At 69.0% G+C, this 26,447-nt stretch carries 30 protein-coding genes; 23 read left to right on the plus strand and 7 right to left on the minus strand.

Features of this window, described 5'->3' with window-relative positions; translation table 11 throughout:
- Positions 1 to 28 precede the first annotated feature (28 nt).
- The 5 genes from H565_RS0109360 to infB all read left to right on the plus strand — a co-directional run bounded on the left by H565_RS0109360 (position 29) and on the right by infB (position 5,157).
- The gene (locus H565_RS0109360; RefSeq protein WP_027460787.1) at positions 29 to 1,165 is read left to right on the plus strand and encodes an LCP family protein; all 1,137 of its coding nucleotides are present in this window, start codon (positions 29 to 31) and stop codon (positions 1,163 to 1,165) included.
- A gap of 146 nt (positions 1,166 to 1,311) precedes the next feature.
- Entirely contained in the window at positions 1,312 to 1,782 is a 471-nt protein-coding gene (gene rimP / locus H565_RS0109365) for a ribosome maturation factor RimP (RefSeq protein WP_027460788.1), read from the plus strand.
- A 23-nt stretch (positions 1,783 to 1,805) separates the two neighbouring features.
- Entirely contained in the window at positions 1,806 to 2,987 is a 1,182-nt protein-coding gene (gene nusA, locus H565_RS0109370) for a transcription termination factor NusA (RefSeq protein WP_027460789.1), read from the plus strand.
- A gap of 7 nt (positions 2,988 to 2,994) precedes the next feature.
- A complete protein-coding gene (locus H565_RS0109375) occupies positions 2,995 to 3,273 on the plus strand; it encodes a YlxR family protein (RefSeq protein WP_027460790.1) in 279 nt (92 codons plus the stop codon).
- A 54-nt stretch (positions 3,274 to 3,327) separates the two neighbouring features.
- Positions 3,328 to 5,157 carry a translation initiation factor IF-2 gene (gene infB / locus H565_RS0109380; RefSeq protein ID WP_027460791.1) on the plus strand — a complete coding sequence of 610 codons (1,830 nt, stop codon included), beginning with the start codon at positions 3,328 to 3,330 and terminating at the stop codon, positions 5,155 to 5,157.
- A gap of 100 nt (positions 5,158 to 5,257) precedes the next feature.
- Here infB and H565_RS15010 read toward each other — a convergent pair whose 3' ends face one another.
- The gene (locus tag H565_RS15010) at positions 5,258 to 5,749 is read right to left on the minus strand and encodes a hypothetical protein (RefSeq protein ID WP_157468982.1); all 492 of its coding nucleotides are present in this window, start codon (positions 5,747 to 5,749) and stop codon (positions 5,258 to 5,260) included.
- Between the two features lie 192 nt (positions 5,750 to 5,941).
- Here H565_RS15010 and H565_RS15015 point away from each other — a divergent pair, with 192 nt between their 5' ends.
- The 3 genes from H565_RS15015 (at position 5,942) to H565_RS0109400 (ending at position 9,641) form a co-directional block, all read left to right on the plus strand.
- Positions 5,942 to 6,319, plus strand: coding sequence for a hypothetical protein (locus H565_RS15015; RefSeq protein ID WP_051363527.1), 378 nt, complete (start codon positions 5,942 to 5,944; stop codon positions 6,317 to 6,319).
- Between the two features lie 79 nt (positions 6,320 to 6,398).
- A complete protein-coding gene (secD, locus tag H565_RS0109395; RefSeq protein ID WP_027460792.1) occupies positions 6,399 to 8,690 on the plus strand; it encodes a protein translocase subunit SecD in 2,292 nt (763 codons plus the stop codon).
- Between the two features lie 174 nt (positions 8,691 to 8,864).
- The gene (locus H565_RS0109400; protein WP_027460793.1) at positions 8,865 to 9,641 is read left to right on the plus strand and encodes an intradiol ring-cleavage dioxygenase; all 777 of its coding nucleotides are present in this window, start codon (positions 8,865 to 8,867) and stop codon (positions 9,639 to 9,641) included.
- Here the strand turns inward: H565_RS0109400 and H565_RS15020 are convergent.
- Entirely contained in the window at positions 9,602 to 10,012 is a 411-nt protein-coding gene (locus H565_RS15020; RefSeq protein WP_051363528.1) for a hypothetical protein, read from the minus strand. The two genes, H565_RS0109400 and H565_RS15020, sit on opposite strands and share 40 nt — an antisense overlap.
- Before the next feature lie 91 nt (positions 10,013 to 10,103).
- Between H565_RS15020 and H565_RS0109410 the strand changes: the two genes are divergently transcribed.
- The 3 genes from H565_RS0109410 (at position 10,104) to H565_RS0109420 (ending at position 12,257) form a co-directional block, all read left to right on the plus strand.
- Positions 10,104 to 10,787: a cytochrome c biogenesis CcdA family protein gene (locus tag H565_RS0109410; RefSeq protein ID WP_027460794.1), complete on the plus strand. Its 684-nt coding sequence runs from the start codon at positions 10,104 to 10,106 to the stop codon at positions 10,785 to 10,787.
- 91 nt (positions 10,788 to 10,878) lie between these two features.
- Positions 10,879 to 11,568 (plus strand): ABC transporter ATP-binding protein, encoded by a 690-nt coding sequence (locus tag H565_RS0109415; RefSeq protein WP_027460795.1) that lies wholly within the window; start codon positions 10,879 to 10,881, stop codon positions 11,566 to 11,568.
- The gene (locus H565_RS0109420) at positions 11,565 to 12,257 is read left to right on the plus strand and encodes a heme exporter protein CcmB (protein WP_027460796.1); all 693 of its coding nucleotides are present in this window, start codon (positions 11,565 to 11,567) and stop codon (positions 12,255 to 12,257) included. Before H565_RS0109415 ends, H565_RS0109420 begins: the two co-directional genes overlap by 4 nt.
- Positions 12,258 to 12,259: 2 nt before the next feature.
- Here the strand turns inward: H565_RS0109420 and H565_RS0109425 are convergent, their stop codons facing one another.
- The gene (locus H565_RS0109425; RefSeq protein WP_027460797.1) at positions 12,260 to 12,979 is read right to left on the minus strand and encodes a hypothetical protein; all 720 of its coding nucleotides are present in this window, start codon (positions 12,977 to 12,979) and stop codon (positions 12,260 to 12,262) included.
- 234 nt (positions 12,980 to 13,213) lie between these two features.
- Between H565_RS0109425 and ccsA the strand changes: the two genes are divergently transcribed.
- From ccsA to H565_RS0109465, 8 genes are all read left to right on the plus strand, one after another.
- Positions 13,214 to 13,924 carry a cytochrome c biogenesis protein CcsA gene (ccsA, locus tag H565_RS0109430; RefSeq protein ID WP_027460798.1) on the plus strand — a complete coding sequence of 237 codons (711 nt, stop codon included), beginning with the start codon at positions 13,214 to 13,216 and terminating at the stop codon, positions 13,922 to 13,924.
- Entirely contained in the window at positions 13,917 to 14,039 is a 123-nt protein-coding gene (ccmD, locus tag H565_RS16095; protein ID WP_084542945.1) for a heme exporter protein CcmD, read from the plus strand. Before ccsA ends, ccmD begins: the two co-directional genes overlap by 8 nt.
- Complete coding sequence (ccmE, locus tag H565_RS0109440) at positions 14,036 to 14,494, plus strand: cytochrome c maturation protein CcmE (RefSeq protein WP_027460799.1); 459 nt, start codon at positions 14,036 to 14,038, stop codon at positions 14,492 to 14,494. Before ccmD ends, ccmE begins: the two co-directional genes overlap by 4 nt.
- A 13-nt stretch (positions 14,495 to 14,507) precedes the next feature.
- A complete protein-coding gene (locus H565_RS0109445) occupies positions 14,508 to 16,490 on the plus strand; it encodes a heme lyase CcmF/NrfE family subunit (protein ID WP_027460800.1) in 1,983 nt (660 codons plus the stop codon).
- 94 nt (positions 16,491 to 16,584) lie between these two features.
- On the plus strand, positions 16,585 to 17,166 hold the full coding sequence (locus H565_RS0109450; protein WP_027460801.1) for a TlpA family protein disulfide reductase: 582 nt from the start codon (positions 16,585 to 16,587) through the stop codon (positions 17,164 to 17,166).
- Entirely contained in the window at positions 17,163 to 17,660 is a 498-nt protein-coding gene (locus tag H565_RS0109455) for a cytochrome c-type biogenesis protein (protein WP_235204167.1), read from the plus strand. Before H565_RS0109450 ends, H565_RS0109455 begins: the two co-directional genes overlap by 4 nt.
- The gene (locus tag H565_RS0109460) at positions 17,657 to 18,709 is read left to right on the plus strand and encodes a c-type cytochrome (protein WP_027460803.1); all 1,053 of its coding nucleotides are present in this window, start codon (positions 17,657 to 17,659) and stop codon (positions 18,707 to 18,709) included. Before H565_RS0109455 ends, H565_RS0109460 begins: the two co-directional genes overlap by 4 nt.
- Positions 18,706 to 19,272, plus strand: coding sequence for a Rieske 2Fe-2S domain-containing protein (locus tag H565_RS0109465; RefSeq protein WP_027460804.1), 567 nt, complete (start codon positions 18,706 to 18,708; stop codon positions 19,270 to 19,272). Before H565_RS0109460 ends, H565_RS0109465 begins: the two co-directional genes overlap by 4 nt.
- A 1-nt stretch (position 19,273) precedes the next feature.
- On the opposite strand, the gene H565_RS0109470 is transcribed toward H565_RS0109465, so the two are convergent.
- Positions 19,274 to 20,344, minus strand: a complete 1,071-nt coding sequence (locus H565_RS0109470; protein ID WP_027460805.1) for an LLM class flavin-dependent oxidoreductase — start codon at positions 20,342 to 20,344, stop codon at positions 19,274 to 19,276.
- A gap of 78 nt (positions 20,345 to 20,422) precedes the next feature.
- Here H565_RS0109470 and H565_RS0109475 point away from each other — a divergent pair, with 78 nt between their 5' ends.
- Both H565_RS0109475 and H565_RS0109480 read left to right on the plus strand, forming a co-directional pair.
- A complete protein-coding gene (locus H565_RS0109475; RefSeq protein ID WP_027460806.1) occupies positions 20,423 to 21,292 on the plus strand; it encodes an HpcH/HpaI aldolase/citrate lyase family protein in 870 nt (289 codons plus the stop codon).
- 19 nt (positions 21,293 to 21,311) lie between these two features.
- The gene (locus H565_RS0109480) at positions 21,312 to 21,788 is read left to right on the plus strand and encodes a MaoC family dehydratase (RefSeq protein ID WP_027460807.1); all 477 of its coding nucleotides are present in this window, start codon (positions 21,312 to 21,314) and stop codon (positions 21,786 to 21,788) included.
- Here H565_RS0109480 and H565_RS0109485 read toward each other — a convergent pair.
- The 3 genes from H565_RS0109485 to H565_RS0109495 are packed head-to-tail and all read right to left on the minus strand — an operon-like array spanning position 21,785 to position 22,775.
- Positions 21,785 to 22,084, minus strand: a complete 300-nt coding sequence (locus tag H565_RS0109485) for a roadblock/LC7 domain-containing protein (protein ID WP_027460808.1) — start codon at positions 22,082 to 22,084, stop codon at positions 21,785 to 21,787. The two genes, H565_RS0109480 and H565_RS0109485, sit on opposite strands and share 4 nt — an antisense overlap.
- Positions 22,081 to 22,428 (minus strand): roadblock/LC7 domain-containing protein, encoded by a 348-nt coding sequence (locus H565_RS0109490; RefSeq protein WP_027460809.1) that lies wholly within the window; start codon positions 22,426 to 22,428, stop codon positions 22,081 to 22,083. The genes H565_RS0109485 and H565_RS0109490 overlap by 4 nt, the downstream gene beginning before the upstream one ends.
- Entirely contained in the window at positions 22,425 to 22,775 is a 351-nt protein-coding gene (locus H565_RS0109495; RefSeq protein WP_027460810.1) for a roadblock/LC7 domain-containing protein, read from the minus strand. Before H565_RS0109495 ends, H565_RS0109490 begins: the two co-directional genes overlap by 4 nt.
- Before the next feature lie 253 nt (positions 22,776 to 23,028).
- Between H565_RS0109495 and gyrA the strand changes: the two genes are divergently transcribed.
- Together gyrA and H565_RS0109505 are read left to right on the plus strand one after the other, a co-directional pair.
- Entirely contained in the window at positions 23,029 to 25,458 is a 2,430-nt protein-coding gene (gene gyrA / locus H565_RS0109500) for a DNA gyrase subunit A (RefSeq protein WP_027460811.1), read from the plus strand.
- A gap of 283 nt (positions 25,459 to 25,741) precedes the next feature.
- Positions 25,742 to 26,353 carry a helix-turn-helix domain-containing protein gene (locus H565_RS0109505; protein WP_027460812.1) on the plus strand — a complete coding sequence of 204 codons (612 nt, stop codon included), beginning with the start codon at positions 25,742 to 25,744 and terminating at the stop codon, positions 26,351 to 26,353.
- Positions 26,354 to 26,447: the final 94 nt, after the last annotated feature.

A 26,447-nucleotide genomic window follows, 5' to 3' on the forward strand; every position in this document is an offset into this window, starting at 1 on the left:
CCACCCCCTGCCCCGCTACACTCGCCGCGTGCGCCGCACCCTCCTTTCCCTGCTCGTCGTGTTGGCGGGCCTCGTCGCCCTCGCGGCCCCCGCCGCCCCCGCCCTCTCCCGCTACGGCGCCCTGCCCCGCACCGCCGACCGTCCGCTCAACATTCTCCTTGCGGGGGTGGACGTGGAATATGACGACTCGGCGGGCGTGTGGCCCTATCCGCCCAAACCGGAGGACTTCCTAGGCCGCACCGACACCATCGTGCTCGCGCAGGTGCATCCGGACGGGCAGACCGAGTTGCTGAGCATTCCGCGCGACACCTGGGTCAACATTCCCGGCTGGGGAATGAGCAAAATCAATGCGGCCAACCGCCACGGCGGACCGGAGGTGCTCGCGGCCACCGTGCAGGCGCTGACCGGGGTGCCCATTGACTCCTACGTGCTGCTCTCGCTGGGGGCGGTGCGTGCCCTGACGGACGCGGCGGGTGGCGTCACCGTGGATGTGGAGCAGCGCATGAAGTACGACGACAACGCGGGCAAGCTGCACATCGACCTGTATCCGGGGCGGCAGCGGCTCAGTGGCGAGCAGGCCGAAGGCTTCTTGCGCTTTCGCAAGGACAACCTGGGGGATATCGGGCGGGTGTCCCGGCAACAGGCATACCTGACAGCGCTGATGGGACAGACCCGCAACCCGCTGAACTGGTGGCGGCTGCCGCGCATGGTGGGTGCCCTGCACGAGCACACCCGCTCGGACCTCTCGCGGGGGGAGGTCGGGGCGCTGCTGGGAGCGGCGCTGCGCGGCCCCCGCGTGCAGAGCTATACGGTGCCCGGTGACTACGGGGCGGGCGGCACCTGGATTGCGGACCGCGAGGCGCTGGCCGACCTGGTCAAGAAGCACTTCCGCGACCCCAACGACCCGCGCTCGCTCTCGGTGACGGTCCTTAACGTAGGTGCCCCCGATGGCAGCGCCGCCCGGATACAGGCGCGGTTGCGCAAGCTCGGCTACACCGACGTCACCATCGCCAATGGTCCGCGCCGGGAGGGACCGACCACCCTCAGCGGGAAGGGCGCTGAAGCCGTGCGGCGCGACGTGGGCTTTGGGCAGCTCAGCAACGAACCAGGGGTCGAAGGAGCCGATGTGACGGTGCGGCTGGGGAGCGACACGCCGCTGAACTAAAATCCCTTTGTGACGCCCGCTCTCGGCCCCTGGGCGTTCATGCGATATACTGGGCCACAGAAATCCTCGAAAACGAGGTGGGTGCCGTGCCCACCTTTTTTCGTGGAGGGGGTGGTGTGTGGCCCCAGCGAGAAGGGGCCTACAATATGAATAGCAACGCGAACAATCAGTCCAACCAGCTTTTCCGCCTCGCGGACGGCGTCTTGCGCCCGCTGGGGTACGAGGTGCTGGACGTGCAGGTGCAAAATCCGGGGCGGCGGCCCATCGTCGTCATTCGCATGGACCGTCTCGACGAGCAGCCGGTCACGGTCGAGAACCTGGAGCAAGCCAGCCGGGTCGTCGGGGCCGAGTTTGACCGCGCCGACCCCATCGCGGGCGAGTACCGCCTCGAACTCGAATCGCCGGGAGCCAAAAGGCCGCTGACGCGGGCGCGGCACTTCGAGCGCATGGTGGGCCTCAAAGCTCGCGTGCGGAGTGACGGCGGGCACGCTTTTACCGCCCCCATCAAGGGGGTTGAAGGCGAGCAGGTCACGTTCGACGTGGCCGGAGAAGACGTGACCCTCACGGTGGGCACCTTTCAGGCCAACCTCGCCGAGTTTCCGGACCGGCACCGCTGACCCCCCACACAGGAGGACTTGGGATGTCCCAGCCCGAATTCAACTTTGCCGACGCGCTGCGTGAAGTCGCGCAGCAGCGCAACATCAACGAAATGCAACTCATCGAGGCCTTTGAGCAGTCGCTCGCTCAGGCCTATGTTCGCAACGTAGAACCCGACCGCCGCGTCGAAGTGCACCTCGACCCGGTGACGGGCGAACTTGAGGTGCTCGTCATCCGCGAGGTCGTGGAGAAGGTTGAGGACGAGAACCTGCAAATCAGCCTCGCGGACGCCCTCGAACTCGACCCTGGCGTCGAAATCGGGATGGAGATGGAGTTCCCGGTAGACCGCGAGAAGTTCTCGCGCATCGCCCTGCAAGCCGCCAAGCAGACCCTCACCCAGAAAATGCGCGAAACCGAGCGCAATGTGGTCTACAACGAGTACAAGGACCGCGAGGGCCAGGTGCTCACGGCGCAGGTCGTGCGCAACGACAACAAGGGCAACTGGTTTGTGGAACTCGGCGCGGGCGAGGCGATTTTGCCCCCCCGCGAGCAGATTCCCGGCGAGAAGCTCACGCCGGGCAACCGGGTCAAGATTTACCTCAAGGAGGTTCGCAAGACCCCCAAGGGGCCGACCATCCTGGCGAGCCGCGCCGACGAGCACCTGCTGGAGTACCTGCTGCGGCAGGAAATCCCCGAAGTCGCCAACGGCATCGTGGAGGTCAAGGCGATTGCGCGGGAGGCGGGTCAGCGCTCCAAGGTGGCGGTGTTTTCGCACAACCCCAACGTGGACCCCATTGGGGCCTGCATCGGACACCGCGGCAACCGCATTCAGGCCGTGACGGGCGAACTGGGCCGCGAGCGGGTCGATGTGATTCTCTGGGACCCCAACCCCCGCGAGTTCATCCGCAACGCGCTCTCGCCCGCCAAGGTTGGCCCTATCGAGCTGGAGGGCAACGAGGCCACCGTCACGGTGCTGCCCGACCAGCTCTCGCTCGCCATCGGCAAGGGCGGCCAGAATGTCCGGCTCGCGGCCAAGCTGACGGGCTACAAGATTGACCTGCGCGAGACGGCGGCCATCTCCGACCTCGACGCGGCGATGCAGCAGGCCATGCAAGAAGAGTCGGCGAGCACCGGAAACCGCACGAGCGCCGCTTCGGCCTTTGACGCTCTCTTCAAGGACAGCAAGTCGGTCGCGACCGCCAGCCCGGACGACCAGGGAGAGTGACGCCCGAATGCCCCCCGCTTCCCCCCCCCACGTGCCGCAGCGCACCTGCGTCGCCTGCCGCACGAAGCGGCCCCAGGCCGAGCTGCTGCGGATCAGCCGAGACCCGGCGGGCGGGGAGGCAGGGGGCTGGCGGGTCGCTCCCGGCGGAGCACGGGGCCGCAGGGGGCGCGGCGCGTACGTGTGCCCCCTGCCGGAGTGCTGGAGCGAAAAGCGCCTGCGCCGGGCCTTTCGGGGAGACGCCCCCGCTGTCAGCGCGGCGCTGCACGCGTGGCAGCAACACCCATGACCATGACAACCTGAACCCTCTGCCCGCCAGGCGCGGGCCTCACCGGAGGTGAGCATGTCAAAAGTTCGGATTTACACCCTCGCCAAGGATTTGGGCGTGGACAACCACAGAATGCTGGAGATTCTCGACGGCCTCGGCGTGTCCTACAAAAGCGTGAGCAGCACCATCGAAGAAGACACCGTCGAGCTGATTAAGCAGATTCTGGAAGAGGACGCGGCGGCGGGGGCGGCTCCTGCCGAGGCCAGCGCCGCTGCCCCCGAAAGCACGCCGGAGCCGCGCCTGGCCCCGGCAAAGGCTCCGGAGGCGGCCCCGGCTCCGAGCGCGGCGAGCGCCACCGCGACCGCCGAGCGCGAGCCGGAAGCGGCTCCCGCTGCCCCAGAGCTGCCTCACCGCGCCCCGGTGGTCACCATCATGGGGCACGTCGACCACGGCAAAACCTCCTTGCTCGACTACATCCGCAAGACGAAGGTGGCCGCCAAGGAAGCGGGCGGCATCACCCAGCACGTCGGCGCGTTTGAGGCGCAGACCAGCAAGGGCCGCATCGTCTTTATCGACACGCCCGGCCACGAGGCCTTTACAACCATCCGCGCGCGCGGGGCCAATGTCGCGGACATCGCAATCATCGTGATTGCCGCCGACGACAGCCTGATGCCGCAAACCCGCGAGGCCATCGCGCACGCGCAGGCGGCGAAGGTGCCTATGATTGTGGCGATTAACAAGGTGGACCTGCCACAAGCCGACCCCGAAAAGGTCAAGACGGACCTCACCCAACTCAACCTCGTGCCCGAAGAGTACGGCGGCGACCTCGTGGTTGTGCCCGTGAGCGCCAAGACGGGCGAGGGCGTCGAAGACCTGCTGGAGTACATCAGCCTGACCGCCGAACTCGAAGACCTGCGGGCCGACCCCAAGGGCGAGTTCCGGGGGGTCATCATCGAGAGCCGGGTCGACCGCCAAGCGGGCGTGCTCGCGACCGTGATGGTGCAGCAGGGCACCCTGCGGGTTGGGGATTTCCTGGTGGTGGGCGAGAGCTACGGCAAAATCAAGGCGATGACCGACTCTAACGGCACCCGCATCAAGGAGGCCGGGCCAAGCACTCCGGTGCAGGTGCTGGGCTTTTCGGAGGCTCCGGCCAGCGGCGAGACGGTCCTGAGCGCGAAAAATGAGCATGCCGCCCGCGAGGTCATCGCGCAGCGAGCCGAGGAGCGCCGCGACGCGGAAAACGCCCGCGAACGCCGCCGCCTGACCCTCGAAGAGATGATGGGCGAACTCGGCGAGACGCGCACCGTCAACCTGATTTTGCGGGCCGACACCCAGGGCAGCCTGGAGGCCATCCAAGGCATCCTGGCCCGCAAGGAGAGCGATGACGTCAAGCTCAACGTCATGCTGGCGGGCATCGGTGCCCCCACCGAAGGAGACGTGCTGCTCGCCTCGACGGCGGACGCGACCATCCTGTGCTTCAGCGTGACCCCTTCGGGCAGCGTCAAGAAGGTCGCCGACGCCAAGGGCATCGACATCAAGTCCTTCCGCATCATCTACGAACTCATTGACGAGGTGGACCGCCTGATTAAGGGCAACCTCGACCCCGTTTTCGAGGAACGGTACCTGGGCCGCGCCGAGGTCCGCATGGTCATTCGGCACCCCAAGAGCGGCAACATCGCCGGGTCCTATGTCACCGACGGGCTGTTGCGCCGCAACGCCAAGGCCAAGGTCACCCGCGGCAAGCAGGTCGTCTACGAGGGCACCATCGTCGGCCTCAAGCGCTTCAAAGACGACGTCCGCGAGGTGCAAGCGGGCTACGAGTGCGGCATCAACCTCGACTGGGACGCCGTGGAAGTCGGCGACCTCATCGAGGCGAGCGAACTGGTGGAAGTCGAGCAGGTGTAACGCAAGCGGCCAGCGGCCAGGCACTCGCATCAGCCAGTCAAAAGGAAAAAGGGCGGTCTCCCGATGGGGGCCGCCCTTTGGACATGAACCGCGATGGGGGTCAGGTGCCCGTGCCCCCTGCGCCGCTGGGCTTCGGCGCGGGCGCGGGGGTGCCGCGGCCCTGGCCCGGTTCGCCGTGCTGGTGGCGCAGGCCGTGCGCGGCACCGTGTTTGCCGGGGCCACGCTCGTGGTCACCGCGTCCAAGGGCACCCCGGCCCAGGCCGAAGCGCAGGGGGTCTTGCTGGAGTCGCTCCTTGAGGCGGGCCGCTCCCTCGGCGGAGAGGTCTCCGGCACCCAGCGCTTGGTCTACGGTGGCGTTGCCCGCCGCGAGCGCTGCTGCCCGCAGGCGCTCGGTGCTCACGCCGAGGGCCGCCGCGAGCTTTTGGAGATAGACCTGCGCGTAGTTGGTGCCGCTGGTCTGCGGCTGGGCCTGCGACTGCTGGGGCGTCTGTGTCTGGGCAGACGGCGTATTTCCGCTTGCTGCCAGCACCAGGCCCGCGGTAAAGGGCAGCGCTGCAAGGACGAACAAGGCTGGACGGTTGGATTTGCTCATGGGGTCACTCCTACGCGATGGACCTTTGCCCGGCGGACTTCACCGGGTCAGCGGCAGGGTGACGGGAAACGGTTAAGCGGGGGCTAGAGCAGCGCTCCGGCAGAGCCGGACAACGCCCCCGGTTTCTTCATCGGGCCTTTGCTATGCTCCGGGACGCTGCGCGGGACCGCCGCGCTTCTTTCCCTTCCTGCCATGTCTCAGCCCCCCGCCGACCGCTGCCGCCCGCTTTCCCTGAGGGGGTGGGGGGCGGCGCTGCGGGCGTGGCCGGGGGTCTTGACGCTGCTGTCGGTGCTCGCGGTGCTGCTGGGCCAGCAAGCGCCCGCTCCGGCGGAGGGCGGTTCCGGCCCGCGTGTGGCGGCAGTTCCGGTCGCCCCGGCGTTGCCGGAGTTTCGCGCCGCTCCTGCTCCGGCCCCCGCGGGACCGGGGGGCCTGCCCCTGGGCACGCCGCCCGCACCCCGCTGGCAGCCACCGCCGCAGTGGGCGGGCACCGCGCCCCCCCGCGCCGAGGGGGCCTTCCGGCGACCGCTCAGCCTCGCCCTGCTGGGGCGGCGGCAGACGGATGGGGGCTAATCCTCCCCCGCCTTGGCCCCGATATTTCTCTAGAGTCCTATTTTTTTCTTGCTCTTGCCTTTCCCTAGGAGTTCTTCGCGTGACCTATTCCAATCCCAACCGCAACCGGAATCGGCGGCCCCCGCCCCGGCGTCCGGCCCCGGCGGGCAAGCCCAATCCCTGGACGGCGCTGCTGCTACTGCTGACCCTGCTGGGCGGCCTGCTGTACATCTGGCGTCCCTGGGAACATCCCCAGAACCTCTGGACGCTCTGGAGCAAGGATTACCAGTTCATGACGCTGGGCCTCGACCTCAAGGGCGGCCTACGCATCGAACTCGCTCCGGAAAACCCCAATGCCACCCGCGAGGAACTCGACCGGGTGAAGACCGTGATCGAAAACCGCATCAACGCCCTCGGTGTGGCCGAGCCGACCGTCACGGTGGCGGGCGGCAAGCGCGTGGTGGTCGAGATTCCGGGGGCCACCCCCGCCGTGCAGCAGCGGGCGCGGGACATCATCGGGCAAACGGCGCGGCTAGAGTTCCGCATCGTGCGGGACGGGGCGCAGCCGGACCCGACCCTTGCGCAGCAGCGGCCCGCGACAGGCGGCTACACCCTGGACGACCTCGGCCCGGTGCTGGCGACCGGTGAGGTCATCGAGCGGGCGCAGGCGACCACCGACCCCACGACCGGGCGCTGGGTGGTGACCTTCCAGAACACCGAAGCGGGTGCCAAGACCTTCGGGGACTTCACCGGGCAGAACGTCGGCAAGCTGATGGCGGTCGTGCTGGACGGCCAGATTCAGTCGGTCGCGACCATTCAGCAGCGGCTTTTCCGCGACGTGCAGATTACCGGGGACTTCGATGCGGAGGAAGCCAGCCAGCTCGCCCTGGTGCTGCAATCGGGGGCGCTGCCCATCGCCATCAAGACGGAAGCCGAACGCGCCATCGGCCCGACGCTGGGCGCAGACGCGATTCGCAGCGGGGCCATCGCCTCGGCGGTGGGCATCGTGCTGGTGTTCGCCATGCTGTTCTTGTACTACGGCTTCTGGTTTGGGCTGGTCGGGGCGCTGGGCCTGCTCTTCTCGGCGGTCGTGATTCTGGGGGCGCTGGGCGGCTTCGGGGTCACGCTGACGCTGCCGGGCATCGCGGGGCTGGTGCTCACCATCGGCGGCGCGGTCGACGGCAACGTGGTGTCCTTTGAGCGCATCAAGGAAGAGATGCGCCGGGGCAAGGGCATCCGGAACGCCATCGGGGCCGGATACGAGCAGTCCACCGTGGCCGTGCTCGACGTAAACACCGCGCAGATTCTCTCGGCGGTCGCGCTCTACAACTACTCGACGGGCGCGGTCAAGGGCTTCGCGCTCACGCTCATCATCGGCGTGGTCATCTCGACGTTCTCCAACCTGGTCTTTGCGAAGTGGTTCATGCAGTGGCTTGCCCAGCGCAAGCCGAACATTTCGGCTCCTACCCGCATCGGCAAGCCGAACATCAACTTCATGCGGGCTGCGCCGGTCGTGACCACCCTCAGCCTGCTGCTCGCGCTGGGGGGCGGGGTGCTGCTGGCGACGAAGGGCCTGAACTACGGGGTGGACTTTACGTCCGGCACCACCCTGACGGTGCGCACCCCGGCGGAGACCACGACCGACCAGGTGCGCGGGGCCGTGACGGGCGCGGGCGTGCAGAAGGTGACTCCCCAAAACTCGACCATTCAGCGTGAGCTGACGCCCGTCGCGGGGGGCGTGCAGTACACCGTGAAGGTGCCCGAACTCACCGCCGCCGAGGCCGACCGGCTCAGTGCGGCCATCGGCGAGTTGCCGGGCGCTCAGGTGCTCGCCCGCGAGACGGTCGGTCCCGCGGTCGGCCAGGAACTCACCCGCAACACCGCGCTCGCGGCGCTGTTGGGGCTGGGCCTCATCCTGGTGTATGTGGGCTTCCGCTTTGACTTCACGATGGGCCTGGGCAGCGTCCTGGCCGCGCTGCACGACGTCGCGATTGCGGTGGGCCTCTTTAGCCTGCTGGGGCTGGAGTTCTCGGTGGGCACGGTGGCCGCGCTGCTCACGCTGCTGGGCTACTCGCTCAACGACTCGATCATCATCTCGGACCGCATCCGCGAAAACTTGCGGGTGATGCGCGGGGCGAGCTACCGCGAGATTGTCAACACCTCCATCAATCAGACGCTCTCGCGCACGGTGATGACCTCCATCAGCGCGATGCTGCCCCTCGTCAGCCTCTTGGTGCTGGGCGGTCCGGTGCTGCGCGACTTCGCCCTCATCCTGCTCGTCGGGATTCTGGTGGGCACCTACTCCTCGATTTACATTGTGGCCCCCACCGTCGTGTGGCTGGAAGAATGGCGAGCGCGGCGCAAGAAGCCCGCGCAGGCAGCGGGGGCCTAAGCCTCCCTTTCTCACCTCCGTGTGGGGGCGGCCTTCTGGGGGGAGGGCCGCCCCCGCGCCGTGATTGGTGCCGCGCCGGAGTGCGCCTCCCGGCCCTCCACCGGCAACTCTTTCCTCCAACCCCCCTCTAACCGCCCGCCCCTACGCTGAGGGCACCCTTCAAGGAGGTGTCCTATGAATCTGAATCCCCCGCACCCGGCTGACGACAACGATGACGAGATGATTGGCACCCTGCTGGGCCGCCGCCAGGCCCTGCGGCTGCTGGGGCTGGGGGGCGCGGCGGCGCTGGCGGCGGGCGGGGTGCTGGCCCAGCGGGGAGCGGGCGGCACCAGCGCGGGCACGAGCGGCGTGACCGGGCTGCCCGGCTGCGTGGTGCGCCCCGCCATGACCGAGGGGCCGTTTTACGTGGACGAGGGACTGCGCCGGAGCGACATCCGCCGGGACACCACGACCGGGCAGGTGAGCGCGGGCGTGCCGCTGACGCTGGAGTTCGTGACGTCGCGGGTGGCGGTGGGCGGCTGCACACCCCGCCAAAACGTGTTGGTGGATGTGTGGCAGTGTGACGCGCTGGGCGTGTACTCCGGCGTTGCGGGCAATACCGGGGACTTTCTGCGCGGTGCGCAGGTCACGGACGCGCGGGGGCGGGCCACCTTCACCACCGTCTATCCGGGGTGGTATCCGGGCCGGGCAGTCCACATCCACTTCAAGCTGCGGCCCCTCGACGCGGCGGGGCGGGTGACGGGCGAGTTCACCTCGCAGCTCTTCTTCCCGGAGGAGGTCACCGACCGGGTGCACGCCCGCGTCCCTTACAACCGCAAGGGGCGGCGCACCACGCTCAACGCCCAGGACGGCATCTACCGCAACGGCGGCAATCAGCTCCTGCTGAGCCTGACAGGCAGCCCGGAGCAGGGCTACCGAGCGACGTTCGACGTGGGGCTGAATATCGGCTGAGGTGCCTGCGCCCGTTCAGCCACCCGCCGCATCAGGTCCTTGAGCGTCGTCACCGCCCGCAGTTCGGAGGCCGGAAGCCACTCTTGCAGGGTGTCATCCGGCCTCAGTTCGTAGACGGCGGGGAGCGGCACGTCCCGCAGGCCGAACTCGGCGGCCAGTTCGTCGCGGTGGAGGAAGCGAACCTCGCGCCCCAGCCCACGCACGAAGTCGCGCCACTCGCGCCGCATCCCCAGCGGCCCATAGGTCACCGCGCACAGCGAGCAGGCATAGGTCTGGGGCGAGACGGTCTTGTGCCACAGGTCCTTCAGCCCGTTGAGGGGGCCGCCGTCGGCGTTGTAGACGAAGAGGAGGACCGGGCGCTCGGCGGGCATGACCCCAGGGTAGGCGCGGAAGGCGGGCGCGACCGCGAGGCTGCCCACAGGGGGGACGCCCGGCCCTCCCCCGCCCCGCTAGACTCGGCCCATGTTGACCGCTCCGGGTGCCCCAACCCTCACGGTGGCCTTTTTGGCGGGGCTGATTTCTTTTCTGAGTCCCTGCGTGCTGCCGCTCGTGCCCAGCTACCTGGGGGTCATCGGGGGGGCACGGGCACCCTGGGGGCGGGCGCTGGGGTTCATCCTGGGTTTTGGGCTGGTCTTCATCGCGCTGGGGGCGACCGCGAGCACGCTGGGGGCCATCCTCGCGCCGCACAAGCTGCTGCTGGGACAGGTCGCGGCGGTCCTCATCCTCTTTTTCGGGCTGGTGATGCTGGGGGTGGTGCGCCTTCCCTTCCTGATGCGCGACACGCGGGCGCTGGCGCATGCGGGGGGGTACGGCCCCGTTGCGCTGGGGGCCGCGTTTGCCTTCGGGTGGAGTCCGTGCCTCGGCCCGGCGCTGGGGAGCATCCTGGGATTGGCCGCCAGTACCGCCAGCCTGGGCACGGGGGTGGTCTTGCTCGCCGCCTATACCCTGGGGCTGGCCGTCCCCTTTTTGCTCGCGGCGCTGCTGTGGGACCGCCTCAACCTGCGCCGCCTGAATCGGTACGCGGGCGTCTTTGAAAAGGTGGGCGGCGCGGTCCTCGTGCTCGTCGGCGTGCTGATGCTGACCGGGCAGTTCGCGCGGCTGGCGGCCTTTTTCTATGAGGTGATGCCCGCGTGGCTGAGGGTGTGAGGGGCGTGTCGCTCGTAGCCTGTAGCTCGTGGAGGGAGAAGACTCCAGCCTCTCCCTCTGCTTTTGCCGGTTCGGGGATGACCCACTCCCCATGAGCCGGAGTCCAGCTTCCCCGGTCCCCTCCACAGGCGACACGCCACACGCCACACGCCCCTACGCCCTCCAGCTCCGCGGTCTCTGGCTGCGGCTGGGCCGCGAGGTCATCCTGCGGGGGGTGACGCTGGACGTGCCCGTCGGGGAGGGCGTGACACTGCTCGGCGAGAACGGCGCGGGCAAGACCACGCTGCTGCGGGTGCTCGCGTCGGGGCTGCGGCCCACGCGGGGCGAGGGGCGGGTGCTGGGCTATGACCTGCGTGACGGGCGGGCGGTGCGCGAGCACGTTCACCTCATGCCGGTGGATGGGGGGCTATACCCGGACCTGACCTGCGCCGAGAATCTGGCCTTTGCCCTGCGGATGCACGGGCAGCCCGGCGACGTGGCGAGGGCGCTCACGCGGGTGGGGCTGGCGGGCGTGGCGGGACGGCGGGCGCGGTTCCTCTCGGCGGGGATGCGCAAGCGGCTGGCGCTGGTACGGGCCTGGCTGCTGGCCCGCCCGGTCACGCTGGTGGATGAACCCTTCGCCAACCTCGACGAGGGGGGGCGGGCGCTGGTGCTGGAGCTGCTGGGCGACCTCGCGGCGCGGGGCGTGACGCTGGTGGTCGCCGCGCATGAGCCGGGGCTGGCGCGGCGAGTGGCCCCACGGGCGCTGCGGCTGGCGGGCGGCACACTGGAGGAGGCGTGAAATCCGCCCTCACCGTCGCGGCCAAGGACCTGCGGGTGGCCGGGCGAACGCGCGACACGCTGCTCGCCACCGCCTTTTTTGCCGGGCTGGTGCTGCTGGTGCTGGGCCTCGCGCTGGGCGGGGACACGGCAGGTCGCACCCCCACGCAGACGGCGGGGCTGGCGGCAGGGGCGGTGTGGACCGCCCTCGCGCTCGCGGCGGCGGTGGGGGCGGGGCGGGCTTTTGCGCAGGAGCAGGAGGCGGGAGCGCTGGAGCAACTGCTGCTGTATCCGGGGCCGCACGGGGCGCTGTACCTGGGCAAGCTGCTGGGGGTGTTGGGGCCGCTCGCGGTGGTGGCGGCCTTCACCCTGCCCACCGGGCTGCTGCTGTTCGGGGCGGCGGGAGCCGGGCAGGGGGTGCCGTGGGGGGCGCTTTTCCTCGTGACGGGGCTGGGCATCCTGGGCCTCGGGGCGGGGACCACCTTTTACAGCGCCATCACGGTCAATCTGCGGGCCAGAGAAGCCCTGCTGCCCGCGCTGGCCTTTCCCATCCTCGTGCCCGTGGTCATTGCCACCGTCAAGGCGACGGGCCTCCTCCTCGCAGACGGCTGGTCGGACGAGGTCACGACCTGGCTGGTCTTTCTGGCGGGCTTTGACGTGGGCACAGTGATTTTGGCAACCCTGCTGTTCGGGTTTGCGGTGGAGGGGTAGCCCTATCCCCCCGCCACCAGCAGCACCGCCCGCCCGTCGTGGTCCCCGGTCGTTTCGGTCGGCGTGTCGAGGCGCGACCCCATGTCCACATACCCGGCGCGTTTGTAGAACGAGGCGGTATTCAGCTTGTCCGCGAGGTCCTCACGAGCCACCTGGAAGGAACGGTAAGGGTGGCCCAGGGTGGGATAGACGCGCACCCCCTCCAGGCTGAAGGCCCCGGTAAAGGCGTAGCCGCCCTCCACCACAACTGGGCCAAAAACGCGCCCGTGGTTGTTGGGCAGCCAGAAGGGAGCGTCGCTGAAGGCTTCCCCCTTGCCGGTGGGCAGCATGGGATAGAGCTGCCCGCCGACCTCGCCCCAGTAGCCGGTGGAGTGGCCGCCGCGCGGGGGATACCCGGCGGCCCGCATCGCGGCGAGCAGGCGCGTGGTGGCCTCCTGGGGGGTGCGGGCACCCCGGTCTATCAGCAGAACATTGATAGGCTCGCGCAGGGTGCGCCCGCCCACCTTCTCGCCCAGCCAGGTCGCGGGGGCAAGGTCTTTGGCAATCATCCAGCGGCCCACCTCACCAATGCCGGGCACGGGAACAGTCACGTCGGCGGGGCGGTAGCTCGTGGGGTCGGAGGGCGGCGCGGCGGGGGCGGTCGCGGCGGGCGCACAGGCTGCGAGCATGGCCGCCGACAGAGCAGCGAGGGCCAGCAGGGGCAAAACGCGGGAACGCTTCATGGGGCCTCCGGGGAAGGGGCAAAGGGGGAAAGCGGCTGGGCATTTACGGTACCAGCAAGCCGCCGCCAGCCGCCAGCGAGAAAGACCTCCGAGCTGAGCGGCCCTCTTCCCCACCGGGGACACTCGCACTTGCCCCCTCATCCCCGGAGACGCAATCTTCTGAATACGAAGGATTCCTGCGCCTGCGGGCCTCATGGGAGAGGAAGTGGGCACAGGTCAGAATAGGGAGCTGAGATGAAACAAGACCGCGTGACGACGGGGCTGGGCCTCGCCACCCTGCTGAGCCTGGGGGTGGCCATAGCGCTCGGCCTGAGTGCGCCGCTGGATGTCAACCAGGGGTCGCTGGTGCGTCTGTTTTTCGTGCATGTCCCCAGCGCGTGGCTGAGTTACCTCGCCTACGGCGGCACCGGCCTGTTCGGGCTGCTGTACCTGCTGACCCGGCAGCGCCGCTGGGACCGCCTCGCGCTGGCGAGCGCCGAGATTGGCGTGCTCTTTACGGTGTCCACCATCGTGGGGGGGATGCTGTGGGCCAAGCCGACCTGGGGCGCGTACTGGGTGTGGGACGCCCGGCTGACGACCACTGCCCTGAGCCTGGTGATCTACGGCGGCTACCTCTTGATTCGCTCGCTGATAGACGACCCCGACCGCCGCGCCCGCGTGGCCGCCGTGGTGGGGCTGGTGGGCACCCTGTACGTGCCCATCAACTACATGGCGGTGGAGTGGTGGCGCGGGGTGCACCAGACGCAGACCTTGAAGCTGCTAGGAGGCATTCGCTTTGACGCCGCGCCCATCTACGGCTGGGTGCTGCTCGTCGCGACCCTCGCCTTTACGCTGCTGTACGCCTACCTGCTGCGGGTGCGCGGCATTCTGGCCGCTCGCGAGGAGGCCCGCGAGGAACGCGAACTGATGGAAGACCTGAAGAGCATGGAGGCCTTGCGTGGATAAGTACACCGGATACGTCGTGGTCGTGTACGCCGTGACCTTCCTGCTGCTCGCGGGGTACCTGGGCTGGGTGTGGTGGCGGCTGCGGCAGGTGCGGGGCGAGGAGGACCGGCGATGACAGCCCCCACCCCTCTGCCCCAGGCGCGGCGGCGCAAGCGCAACCCGCTGCCCACCGTGCTGGGTGTGCTCGCGCTCGTGGGCCTGACGGGCTTCCTGGCCTTTGGAAACCTGGGCAAGAGCCTGGAATACTTCGTGACGCCCAGCGAGTACGTGCAGCAGCGGGCCGAGCTGGAGGGCCGCCCGCTGCGCATCGGCGGGCTGGTCAAGGCCGTGGAGTACAACCCGCAGACGCTGGACCTGCGCTTTAACGTGACCGACGGCAGCGCCACCTTTCCGGTGCAGTACCGGGGGGCCGTGAGCGACCTCTTCAAGGAAAATCAGGGGGTCGTGGTGCGCGGTGAGTTCCAGGGGGAGACCTTCCACGCCTCTGAACTTGTGGTGAAGCACTCCGAGGAGTACCACGTGCCGCAGACGCAGGCGGAGCTGAAGGACCTGTTGCGGCAGGCCGAGTGAGGCGGCCCGTACCGTGCTGAATCTGATTTCCTTTGACGCCAGCCCGCTGGGGGCGCTGGGCCAGCTCTCGCTGCTGGCGGCGCTGGCCTTCACGCTGGGCGGAACGTGGCTGGCCGTGGTCGGCGGGCTGAAGGCCGACGCGCGGGCCACCGAGGCGGCGCGTCGGGCGGTGTGGGCGGTGTTCGCGCTCGTCAGCCTGTCCACTCTCACGCTGATGGCGGCGCTGCTGGGCGACGACTTCTCGGTACGGTACGTGGCCGAGCACTCCATGCGGGCCTCCCCCACTTGGATCAAGGTGACGGGCCTGTGGGGGGCGCTGGAAGGCTCCATCTTGCTGTGGGCGTGGATACTCGCCGGGTACGCCTTCATCCTCAGCCTGACCCTGCGCCGTGATGCGCTGCGGCCCTGGGCGTTGGCGGCGATGTATGCCAGCCTGCTCTTTTTTGTGGGGGTCTGCGCGACGGTCGCGAGCCCCTTTACCCCGCTCGCGCAGATTCCGGCAGACGGGCGCGGGCCGAACCCCGCCCTGCAAAACCATTGGATGATGGCCGTGCACCCCGTGCTGCTGTACCTGGGCTTTGTGGGGCTGGCGGTGCCCTTTGCCTACGCGGTGGCTGCGCTGGTGACCGGGCGACTTTCCGACCACTGGGTCGTGGTGACCCGGCGCTGGACGCTCACCGCCTGGGCCTTTCTGACCGCCGCCATCGTCGCGGGGGGTTGGTGGAGCTACGAGACGCTGGGCTGGGGCGGATACTGGGCCTGGGACCCGGTCGAAAATGCTTCTTTTATTCCCTGGCTGTTGGCGACGGCTTTCTTGCACAGCATCCAGATTCAGGAACGGCGCGGGCTGATGCGCTCGTGGAACGTGTGGCTGATTGTGCTGGCCTATGCGTCCACGGTGCTGGGCACCTTTCTCAACCGCTCCGGCATCGTGCAGAGCGTGCACGCCTTTGCGGGGGGTCCAGTGGGACCAGTGTTCCTGGGATTCCTCGCGTTCCTGCTGGTCGCGGGGACCCTGCTCGCGGCCTGGCGCGCCCCGCACCTGCGCGACGAAGGCGAGCCGCCCGCTGCCCTGAGCCGCGAGGGGGCGTTCTTGGCGGGCAACTGGCTCTTTCTGGTGTTTGCGGTCATGGTGCTGGTGGGCACCCTCTTTCCCACGATTGTGGAGGCGGTGCAGGGACGGCGCGACACCTCGGTCGGCCCGGCCTTTTACAACGCCTTTGCGATTCCGCTGGGGCTGGGATTGCTCTTTCTGATGGGTGTGGGGCCGCTGCTGCCCTGGCGGCGGGCCGAGGGCGAGGGCCTGTGGCGGGCGCTGCGGCCCCTGCTGCTGGCCGGGGCGGGCGCGGCCCTGCTCGCTTACGCCTTCGGGATTCGTGGGGTCGGCGTGCTGACGACGGTGGGGCTGGCGGCGTACAACCTCGTTGGCCTGGGCCTGCTGACCGGGCGGGCGCTGCGGCAGCGGGGGGGCGGCTTCCTGGGCCTTGTCCGCGAGCAGCCCCGGCGTTACGGCGCGTACCTCGCCCATATCGGGCTGGTCGTGATGGCGCTGGGCATCGCCTTTTCCACGGCCTACCGCCAAGACGCCCAGGTCACCCTGAACGCGGGCGCGGCCCCGGTGCAGCTCCTGCACGAGACGCTCGCGCTGGAGAGCACCCGCGTGGAGCAAAAGCCCTACGGGCAGTCAGCGATTGCGCGGGTGCAGATTGACGGGCGGCCCTTTGAAGCCCGGCTCAACACCTATCTCCAGGGCGGCGACACGCCCTTTCCGGCCCCAGCGGTGCGTTACGGCCTGTGGGGGGATACCTACCTTGTCGTGACGGCCTTTGGCGAAGACGGGCGCTGGGCGAGCGTGCGGCTCATCGAAAGCCCACTGGTGTCGTGGATTTGGTGGGGCACCGCTTTGGTCGTGCTGGGGGCCGGGCTGACTCTGGTGACCCCCCGGCGCACTGCGGCCCGCGCTCCCGCGCTGCGGGCAGCCCCAGCGACGGATTGAGGGCACCCAGGATGAACCCAGGAGCGAAGGCCCCTCCACCCCGGCCCTCCCCCACGAGGAGGGAAGGAGAAGCAGGAACAGCGAGTGACCCACCATGACTGACCTCTCCCCCCTTTCCAACCAGACCCCCACTCCCGCGCCCCTGTGGCGGCGGCTGCTGCCGCCCGTGCTCGCGGCGGGCCTCGTCGCGGTGCTGGGCGCGGCGCTGCTCAGCCCCTCGCGCAACGCCACCGACGGCGGCCCGCTGGTGGGCAAACCCGCCCCGGACTTCACTCTAGAAAGCCTCGACGGGGCACAGGTGAGCCTCGCTGCCCTGCGGGGCCGCCCGGTGGTGCTGAACTTCTGGGCCTCCTGGTGCGGGCCTTGCCGCGAAGAAGCGCCCCTCTTTCGCGAACTGAGCGAACAACGGGGCGGCGAAGGCGGCCTTGCCATCCTGGGCATCCTCTTTCAGGAGAACAAGGAAGAAAATGCCCGCGCCTTTATCCGCGAGTACGCCCTCGCCTATCCCAACTTGCGCGACCCCGGTGCCAAGGCCGCCATCAACTACGGGCTGACGGGCATCCCGGAGACGGTCTTTATCGATAAGGCGGGCACCATCCGCCACGTGGACCGGGGCGGCCTGAGCCGCGAGCGGCTGAACGTGGGGCTGGAAAAGATAGGGGTGAAGGGGATTTGAAGCTGTCCATTTCCAGCCGCCAGCCGCCCGCGAGGAGGCTGTTGCCGCTGGTCTTCAGCCTGGTGCTCTGTAGTGCCGCCGCGCTGACGCCGGAGCAGGCGGCGCGGGCAGAGGCCATTGGGCAAAACCTGCGCTGCCCCATCTGCACCGGGGAGCCGATTACCCAGAGCACGAATGACCTCAGCCGCGACATGATGCGCGACGTGCGCGAGCAGGTGGCGGCGGGGCGCACGGACGCGGAGATTTACAGCTATTTCGCGGCGCGGTACGGCAACTTCGTGCTGCTCAACCCGCCCAGGGAGGGCGTCGGCCTGCTGTTGTGGGGCGCGCCGCTCGCGGCACTGGGGGCGGGGGGCTTCGTGCTGTGGCGCTTCCTGCGGCGCAGGACGACAGCCACCCCTGCCGTCACGACCGCCGGGGAGGAGGACGACCCCTATGACCCCTACCTCGCAGAGGTGCGGCGGCGGACGCGGCAGGGGGGGGAGGGAGCATGACCCTCAGCCTCGTTGTGCTGGCCCTCATCGTGGGGGTGTCGCTGTGGCTGGTCCTCTCGCCGCTGGGGAGGGGCGCGCCAGACGACCCCGACGCCCCCGAACGCGAACGCCTCCGCCAGGAGCTTGACCGCCTGTACGGGGAACTCGCGGCCCTCACCGACGAGCGGCGGCGGCCCGACCTAGAGCGCCGCGCCGCACTGACCCTGCGGGCGCTGGACGCGCTGCCGCCCGCGCCGCCCCCGGCAAGCCGCGCCGGGGCCACCCGCCGCCTCGCCCTGCTGGGGGTGGGCGTCGCCGCGCTGGTCACCGCCGCAGGAGCCGTGACCTTCATCCCCCGCTGGCAGCTTGCGGCCCTCACCCCGCGGGAGGCGGGGGCGGTGCAGCAAGCACTCGCCCTGCCGGAGTTGCGCCGCCGCGCCGAGGCCAGCCGCTCGGTCGCCGACGCGCTGGCCTGGGGCCGGGCCGCCTTCGATGCTGGCCGCTATGACGAGGCGGCGAGCGCGTACGCGGCAGCCCTGCGGCTGGACCCCCGGCAGCCCGAAGCGCTGCGGCGGCTGGGCATCCTGCTGCTGACCCGGCCCGCCCAAAACGGCCAACCGCTGGGCGAACAAGAAGCCGGGCAGGCCTTTTTGCTCGTGCGCACCGCCGCGCAGCTCGCCCCCGACGACGCCGAGTCGCAACTCTTTCTGGGCTTCGCGCTCGCCCGCTTCGGTCAGGACGAAGCGGCGCTGACCGCCCTGGAGCGCTACCGCACCCTCAACCCTGCGGGCCGCGACGCCGACGAGACCATCACCGCCATTCGCGCCCGGCAAAACGAGTCGAATCCCGGCCTGCGCGTGTACGCCGCGAGCTGCGCGAGTTGCCATGGGGCCAGCGGCGGCGGCGGGGCGCTCGGTCCCAACCTGCGGGTCTCTCGCCTCTCGCGCGACGCGCTGCGGCAAGTCATCGTGCAGGGCAGGGGGGCCATGCCCGCCTATCCCGACCTGAAGCCGAACGAGCTAACCGCCCTGCTGGACGTGCTGGAGCGCTGGCAAAAGGGAGGCTCGTGAAGCTCAGCCGTCGCCGCCTGCTGGAGCACTGGTGGGTGCTGCCCGTCGCGGGCACGCTGGGCACCTTCGGGTATATGGGCTACTACGCCGCGCGGGTGACCCTGGGCAAGCGGAGGGCGGGTGCGCCGGAGTTCGTGCCGGGGGCGGCGGTGCGGGTGGCCGCGCTCTCCGAGCTGGCCGGCCCGTGGGCGGAGGTGCCCTTCTCCTACGACGGTCGTCCCTGCGTGGCTCTGCGGTTGCCGGAGGCGGTCCCCGGCGGCCTGAGCGTGGAGGGGGGCCGCCACTACGCCGCCTACAGCCGCATCTGCACGCATCTGGGCTGTCCGGTGGTCCTCGTGCGCGACCCGGAGGTACTGGCCTTTGCCTACAACTACCGCCCGCCCCGCGAGGACCAGCACCCGCAACTGGGTTGCCCCTGCCACTACAGTGTCTTTGACCCCCTCAGGGCGGGCGAGGCCGTCTTCGGAAAAGCGAACGGGCCACTGCCCCGCGTGCGGTTGGAGGCGCGGGGCGGCGACCTGTACGCGACGGGCATCGAACCCGCGCCGCCGCTGGGGGGCTAGCTTAGGCCCCCGCCGGAGCCAAGCGCCGCGCCACCTCTGCTCGCACCAGGGGCGCGACCTGGGTGCCGAACAGTTCGATAGAGCGCAGCATCGCCCGGTGCGGCAGAGTGCCCACGCTCATCTGCATCAGGAAGCGGGTGTGGCCGAAGAGTTCGTGCTGGTGCAGGATTTTTTCGGTCACCTCCTCTGGGTCGCCGACGAAGAGCGCTCCGCCCAGCCTGCGCTCGGCGTCAAAGTGGGCGCGGCCCATCGGTGCCCAGCCCCGCTCGCGGCCCAGGCGGTTCATGACCAGGCTGTGGGCGGGAAAGGCGAGGTCGGCGGCCTCACGGGACGTGTCCGCGAGAAAACCGTGCGCGTTGATGCCCAGCGGCAGCTCGCCGTGCCCGGCGGCTTGAGCCGCGTCCCGGTGGAGCCGCACGAAGGGCGCGAAGCGTTCGTAGGCCCCCCCGATAATCGCCAGCGCCATCGGCAGCCCCAGCGTCCCCGCTCGCCGGGCCGAAGACGGTGTGCCGCCGACCGCCAACCACACCGGGAGGGGCCGTTCGGGGCGCGGGTAGACTCCTTCTCCGTTCAGCGGCGGGCGGGTGCGGCCCCGCCAGGTGACGTGCTCGTGGTCGCGCACCTGCAAGAGCAGCTCCAGCCGTTCGGCAAAGAGCGCGTCGTAGTCGGCGGGCATACCACCCAGGAACAGCGGGAAAGATTCAGCAAAGGAGCCGCGCCCCACCATGAGTTCGGCCCGCCCCCCGGAGAGCAGGTCCAGGGTGGCGAACTGCTGGTACACGCGCACGGGGTCGTCGGTGCCCAACACGGTCACCGCGCTTGTGAGGCGGATGGAGCGCGTGCGGGCCGCCATGGCCGCGAGGACGGTCGCGGGCGAGGACACCAGGTAGTCGGGACGGTGGTGCTCGCCCAGCCCGAAGACGTCGAGGCCCACCTGGTCGGCGAGTTCGGCCTCCTCCAGCAGGTTCTTCATCCGCTGGGCGGGGCTGAGGGTGACCCCGGTATCGGGGCTGGGCGTGGAGTCGCCGAAGGAATACAGGCCGAGTTGGAAGGCCGTGAAAGGAGGCGTCATGGCTCCACTCTGTCACCTCCTGTCACCTCCAGGGGGCCACCTCGCTTCCCGGCGGGCTGGCCCCGTATCCTGGGGCACGTGCCTGCTTCAGACGCCAGCCTGCGCCCCCGCAGCGTCCTTTTTGCGCCGGGAAACCGCGCCGACCTGATAGCCAAGCTGCCCCGCTCTGGCCCCGACGCGGTCGTCATCGACCTCGAAGACGCGGTGCCCGCGACCCCGGAGGCCAAGGCCGAAGCCCGCCCGCTCGCCCGCGACGCGGCCCGCGACCTCGTGGCCGCCGCGCCGCATCTCGCCGTGTTTGTGCGGGTGAACGCGCCGCACTCGCCCTTTTTTGAGGACGACCTCGCGGTGCTGACCCCCGAACTCGCCGGGGTGGTTGTGCCCAAGCTGGAGGCGGCGGCGGACGTGCGCCGGGTGCGGGGGGCGCTGGCGGCGCGGGGGCTAGACCTCCCCCTTCTCGCCGGGCTGGAGACAGGCGCGGGGGTCTGGAATGCCCGCGAGATTCTGGCGGAAGAGGGCGTGAGGTGGGCCTACTTCGGGGCAGAAGACTACACGACCGACCTGGGAGGCCTGCGCACGCCGGGAAACCTGGAGGTGCTGTATGCCCGCTCGCACGTGGCCCTCGCCGCTCGGCTCACCGGGGTGCACGCGCTCGACATCGTGGTCACGGCCCTGAACGACCCGGACGCCTTTCGCGAGGATGCCGCGCAGGGCCGCGCCCTGGGGTACGGCGGCAAGCTGTGCATTCACCCCGCGCAGGTGGCCCTGGCGCACGAGTTTTTCGGCCCCACCGAGGCGGAGGTCGGGCGTGCCCAGCGGCTGCTGGACGCCGCGCACGAGGCCGCCCTCACGGGACGCGGGGCCTTTAGTTTCGAAGGCCAGATGGTCGACGAACCCATGCTGGCAAGAGCCCGCGCGATTCTCCAAGCCCGCGAACAGGCGAACTGACCCCCTTTTCGGAGGCCCCATGAATGAAGACCTGCTGCGCCCCCAGGGCCGCTATTTCGAGGAGCTGCTCGTCGGCACCGTGATTCGGCACCGCGTGACCCGCACGCTGACCGAAGCCGACAACGTGTTTTTTACCACGCTGACGATGAACCCGCAGCCCCTCCACCTCGACCACAAGTATGCCGCCGCGACCGAGTTCGGGCAGCCGCTGGTCAATAGCCTGCTGACCCTCAGCTTGCTCGTCGGCCTGAGTGTCCACGAGCTGACGCTGGGCACGCTGGTGGCCAACCTGGGGCTAGACGGGGTGGTCTTTCCCAAACCCGTCTTTCACGGGGACACCCTCCGCGCCGAGTCGGAAGTGCTCGAAGCCCGCGAGAGCCGCAGCCGCCCGGACGCGGGCATCGTGGTCGTCGAGCACCGGGCGCTCAACCAGCGCGGCGAGGTCGTGGCGCGGTGCAAGCGGACGATGCTGATGCAGCGGCGGCCCCCGCGCTAGCCCAGCAGCCGCCCCACCGCAAAGCGCACCCGGCCCAAGCTGGCGACCTCGTCAAAGGCGGTGAGCAGCACCCCATCGCCGTGGGGGGTGAGCAGCACCGGGCCGTCCCCGAAGTCGAGGAGCAGGTCTTGCCAGTCTCCGGTGCCCAGGGCGGTTTTTAGGCTGCCCACGACGGCGCGGGCGGGGGCGACCACGCTGATATCAGCCCCCTGGCCCGCGCTGGCGACGACCTTGCCCGTCCCGTCCAGCAGGGCGACGTGACGAACGCCGCGGACCTCCAGCAGTTCGGAAATCATGCGAACTCCGGACGGGGCAGTTCCGTCAGCTCCAGGGCGAGCCGGGCGAGGAGCTGCTGCGCGGCGCGGGTATCGGTGCCGCGGGTCTGCGCGACGCCGAGGATGAAGTCGCCGCTCGTCACGGCGACGACCTCCACCCGCTCGCTGGTAAAGGCGAGCCGGGTCACCTCGCCCGCCCCCAGGCGGCGGCACACCCGGTCGAGGCTCACGCGCAGGGCGGCGAGTTCGGCGGCCAGGGCGTCGCCGCCTTCTCCCAGCGTTTCGGCAGGCAGGCCGTCGGGGCCAACCAGGGCCGCGGCCACCACGCCGGGCAGGGGACGCAGGGGTTCAAAGCGGGCGCTCACAGCAAGGCCTCCAGCTGCCGGGCGGCGGCGCGGCCATAGAGCCGGGCTTGCCCCAGGTTGCTGCGGGCATCCAGCGCCAGCAGCAGGAAAAACGCGGAGGTGATGGGATGGAGGTAGACGCTGAGGCGCTCGCCGCGCAGGTACAGCTCGCGCACGTGGCCGCCCCCCAGCGTGTCACCGTAGGCCGCGCCGGACGCCCGCAGCAGCCCCGCGTGCTCGGCCACGAGGAGATTCAGGTCAGTGTGGGCCGCCGCGTGGCCTTCGACCAGCAGGCCGTCCAGTCCGCCGATGGCCGCGGCCCACGCTCCGTCGACGTCCGCCACCAGTTGTGTGAGGTAAGACAGCATCAGCCCCAGCATAGAGGGCGATTCCACGCAAAACTCTCACAAGTGCGGTGGGGGGGTACCCAGGCCCCCTGCCGATGCCTATTTTTTCCGTTCCTCTGCGGTAGAATGCGGGCCGTTAAGGGAGGGAGCCTATTACGCTCAGAGCAGAATGTGATAGATTCGTTCCATCCCCGGCGACCTTGCCGGGCCTCTCTGCCCCTCACGCGGCGGCGGACTTCCCTCTCTGGACCGCCGCACGCCCGACTGGAGCCTCATGACTGGAATCCATCCCGTTGACATCACTGCGGAAGTCAAGACCAACTTCATCAACTACGCCATGAACGTCATCGTGGACCGGGCGCTGCCCGACGTCCGCGACGGCATGAAGCCCGTGCAGCGCCGCATCATGTACGCGATGTTGCAAGAGGGCCTCGCGTCCAATCAAAAGCACGCCAAGTCGGCGGCGGTGGTGGGCGAGGTCATGAAGAAGTATCACCCCCACGGAGACTCTTCCATCTATGACGCGATGGTGCGGCTGGGACAGTGGTGGAACATGCGCTACACCCTGGTCGACCCCCAGGGCAACTTCGGCTCTATCGACGGGGACCCGCCCGCCGCGATGCGTTACACCGAAGCCCGCATGACGAAGCTCGCCGAGGAGGTGCTCGCCGACCTCGAAAAAGAGACCGTCTCCATGAAGCCCAACTACGACGAGACCACCGTGGAACCCTCGGTGCTCCCGTCGGCGGTGCCGAACCTCCTGGTGAACGGGGCGGCGGGCATCGCGGTGGGCATGGCGACGAACATCCCGCCGCACAACCTCACCGAAATCAGCAACGGGCTGCTCGCTCTGATTGACAACCCCGCCATCACCCTCGACGAGATGCTCACGCACGTGCCGGGGCCGGACTTCCCGACGGGCGGACGCATCTCCCGCCAGGGCATCCGTGAGGCCTACGCGACCGGGCACGCGGGCCTGAAGGTGCGCGGCAAGGCCCGCATCGACGAGAAAAATGGCCGGGCGCAGATTGTGATTTCCGAGATTCCATATCAGGTCAACAAGACCAACCTGATTCAGACCATCTCGGCGATGTACAAAGCGGGCAAGATTCCCGATATCGCGGCCCTGCGCGACGAATCCGACCGCAAGGAACCCGTGCGCATCGTCATCGAACTCAAGCGCGGCGCGATTCCCACGCTGGTCCTCAACCAGCTTTACAAGTACACCCAGCTCCAGACCACCTTTACGGTGATGAACCTCAGCATCGTGAATGGCGAGCCGCGGGTGCTGCCCCTCATTGACACCATGCGGGCGTTCCTCGACCACCGCCGCGACGTGGTCACGAAGCGCACCGCCTACGACCTGAAAAAGGCCGAGGAACGCGCCCACGTCCTCGAAGGGCTGATTCGGGCGCTCGACCATATCGACGAGGTCATCGAGCGCATCCGGGCGAGCAACACGGCGGCAGAGGCGCGGGATACCCTGGTGACCCGCTTCGCCCTCACCGAGATTCAGGCGCAGGCGATTTTGGATATGCGTCTGCAACGGCTCGTCGGCCTGGAGCGCGAGAAGCTGACCGCTGAATACGACGAGTTGCAAAAGACCATCCAGCGGCTGCGCGGCATCCTTGGCGACGAGCGGCTGCTGTGGCGCGAGATTAAAAAGGAAATCCGGGACATCCGTGACCGCTACGGCGATGAGCGGCGCAGCACCATCACCGACCTCGAAGAGGACATCTCCAAAGAAGACCTCATCGCCGTCGAGGACATGGTGATTACCATGACGCGGGCCGGATACCTCAAGCGCACCAACCTGACGGCCTACCGGGCGCAGGGGCGCGGAGGCCGGGGTGCGTCAGGCGGCAAGCTGCGCGATGAAGACGCCAACACGGGCGTGTTTGTGGGCAGCACACACGACTACATGCTCTTCTTCACCGACCAGGGGCGGGTCTTCCACGAAAAGATTTACGACCTTCCCGAAGCGGGCCGCGACGCCAAGGGCACCCACATCCGCAACCTCTTCCCCGCCCTGCGCGACGACGAGAACATCGCTTCGGTCCTCAGCGTGAAGGGCTTTGACGAACCCGGCAGCTTCGTCTTCGCGACCAAGCGGGGCATGATTAAAAAGACCCTGATTACCGAGTACGGCAACATCACCTCGGCGGGCCTCATCGCCATCAACCTCCAGCCCGGCGACGAGCTGATTGGCGTGGGCATTCAGCGCAACGGCGACCATGTGGTCCTGGCCACCCGCAACGGTCAGGCGATGCGCTTTGCTGCGACCGAGGTGCGCGACACGGGCCGCGCCACCCAGGGCGTGATTGGCATCCGCTTGCGCGAGGGCGACGAGGTGGTCAGCATGGCCCTGGTTCCCAGCAGTGACGAAGGCAGCGAGCTGCTGGCCATCAGCGAATGCGGCCTGGGCAAGCGCACCCCGGTAAGCGAGTACCCCAGCAAGGGGCGCGGCGGCCTGGGTGTGATTACCCTCGACGTGACCGACAAGACGGGCGGCCTGGTGGCCCTCACCCACGTCGCCGGAAACGAGGAGCTGATGGTCCTCACCGAAAAGGGCACGGTTATCCGCACACGCGTCGAGGAGGTCCGCGTGACCGGGCGCAACGCCCAGGGCGTCAAGGTGATTCACCTCGGCTCCGGCGACCGTGTGATTGACGCCTTCCCCATCCGCCGCGAGGACGCGCTTTAAGCCCCCCGCCCCCTTTCCTCTCGCCCGGCTTCGGCAGAGGCCGGGCTTTTCCGTTGGGCCGCCCACTCGATGAGGTCCCCGTGAGGCGGACCGAGCGGGGATAGCCCAGGGAAACCGCGTCCAGGCGAGCACCCACGGAGGGGGTGGACCTATCCAGGATGTGTGAGCTAAAGCCAGTTTAAAGAAACAAAACTGTTTACAAAAAAGTGATGCTCCGTTACACTGTGACTCAAGCCGGAATGGTCCGGCCTCCGTTCAACCCCAACGCCAGGAGGCGACCCCAATGACGCAATCCACCCCCCTGACCAAGACGTTTGTTGACACCGTCACCTACCGGCCCGGTGCCGTGATTCTCTACCCCGGCAAGAGCGACATGCTCTACCGGGTCGCGAGCGGCCTGGTGCGCGTGCACACGATGGACGACGACGGCAACGGCCTGACCCTGCGCTATGTCAAACCCGGTGAGTACTTCGGTGAGGAAGCGCTCGCGGGCGTCAACCGCGCTTACTTCGCGGAGGCGGTGACCGACTCCACCGTCGACGTGATTAACCCCGCCCTGATGAGCGCCGAAGACAACCTCGTCGTGACGACCCACCTGGTCAAGACGCTGGAGCGGGCCTACGAGAGCATCTACCGCCTGGTCGGCAAGCGGCTGCGGGCACGTATCGCAGGCGAGCTGCTCGAACTCAAGGACACCGCTCTGGCCACCCGGCTCGATTCTGGCGAGACGATGATTTACGCCACCCACGACGAACTCGCCGCCGCTGTCGGCTCGGTGCGCGAGACGGTCACCAAGGTGGTTGGCGAACTCAGCCGTGAGGGGGTCATCAGCGCCGGATACGGCAAGATTACCCTCAAGGACGAGCGGGCGCTGGCGAACATCGCCGCCACGTAAGCCGCCGCACCCTCAGCCCCGCGCCATCCGGTTTAGACCGGGTGGCGTTCGTCTTGGAGGAGCTTGCCCGTCTCGCCTGTCGGAATGCTCGCCT

The organism is Deinococcus murrayi DSM 11303, assembly GCF_000482805.1.
Lineage (GTDB): Bacteria > Deinococcota > Deinococci > Deinococcales > Deinococcaceae > Deinococcus > Deinococcus murrayi.

Coding starts and splice junctions, on each gene's coding strand:
- rimP (WP_027460788.1), top strand. CDS start 1,312: ATGAATAGCAACGCGAACAATCAGTCCAACCAGCTTTTCCGCCTCGCG.
- nusA (WP_027460789.1), top strand. CDS start 1,806: ATGTCCCAGCCCGAATTCAACTTTGCCGACGCGCTGCGTGAAGTCGCG.
- H565_RS0109375 (WP_027460790.1), top strand. CDS start 2,995: ATGCCCCCCGCTTCCCCCCCCCACGTGCCGCAGCGCACCTGCGTCGCC.
- infB (WP_027460791.1), top strand. CDS start 3,328: ATGTCAAAAGTTCGGATTTACACCCTCGCCAAGGATTTGGGCGTGGAC.
- H565_RS15010 (WP_157468982.1), bottom strand. CDS start 5,749: ATGAGCAAATCCAACCGTCCAGCCTTGTTCGTCCTTGCAGCGCTGCCC.
- H565_RS15015 (WP_051363527.1), top strand. CDS start 5,942: ATGTCTCAGCCCCCCGCCGACCGCTGCCGCCCGCTTTCCCTGAGGGGG.
- H565_RS0109400 (WP_027460793.1), top strand. CDS start 8,865: ATGAATCTGAATCCCCCGCACCCGGCTGACGACAACGATGACGAGATG.
- H565_RS15020 (WP_051363528.1), bottom strand. CDS start 10,012: ATGCCCGCCGAGCGCCCGGTCCTCCTCTTCGTCTACAACGCCGACGGC.
- H565_RS0109410 (WP_027460794.1), top strand. CDS start 10,104: ATGTTGACCGCTCCGGGTGCCCCAACCCTCACGGTGGCCTTTTTGGCG.
- H565_RS0109415 (WP_027460795.1), top strand. CDS start 10,879: ATGAGCCGGAGTCCAGCTTCCCCGGTCCCCTCCACAGGCGACACGCCA.
- H565_RS0109425 (WP_027460797.1), bottom strand. CDS start 12,979: ATGAAGCGTTCCCGCGTTTTGCCCCTGCTGGCCCTCGCTGCTCTGTCG.
- ccsA (WP_027460798.1), top strand. CDS start 13,214: ATGAAACAAGACCGCGTGACGACGGGGCTGGGCCTCGCCACCCTGCTG.
- ccmE (WP_027460799.1), top strand. CDS start 14,036: ATGACAGCCCCCACCCCTCTGCCCCAGGCGCGGCGGCGCAAGCGCAAC.
- H565_RS0109450 (WP_027460801.1), top strand. CDS start 16,585: ATGACTGACCTCTCCCCCCTTTCCAACCAGACCCCCACTCCCGCGCCC.
- H565_RS0109460 (WP_027460803.1), top strand. CDS start 17,657: ATGACCCTCAGCCTCGTTGTGCTGGCCCTCATCGTGGGGGTGTCGCTG.
- H565_RS0109470 (WP_027460805.1), bottom strand. CDS start 20,344: ATGACGCCTCCTTTCACGGCCTTCCAACTCGGCCTGTATTCCTTCGGC.
- H565_RS0109480 (WP_027460807.1), top strand. CDS start 21,312: ATGAATGAAGACCTGCTGCGCCCCCAGGGCCGCTATTTCGAGGAGCTG.
- H565_RS0109485 (WP_027460808.1), bottom strand. CDS start 22,084: ATGATTTCCGAACTGCTGGAGGTCCGCGGCGTTCGTCACGTCGCCCTG.
- H565_RS0109495 (WP_027460810.1), bottom strand. CDS start 22,775: ATGCTGTCTTACCTCACACAACTGGTGGCGGACGTCGACGGAGCGTGG.
- gyrA (WP_027460811.1), top strand. CDS start 23,029: ATGACTGGAATCCATCCCGTTGACATCACTGCGGAAGTCAAGACCAAC.
- H565_RS0109505 (WP_027460812.1), top strand. CDS start 25,742: ATGACGCAATCCACCCCCCTGACCAAGACGTTTGTTGACACCGTCACC.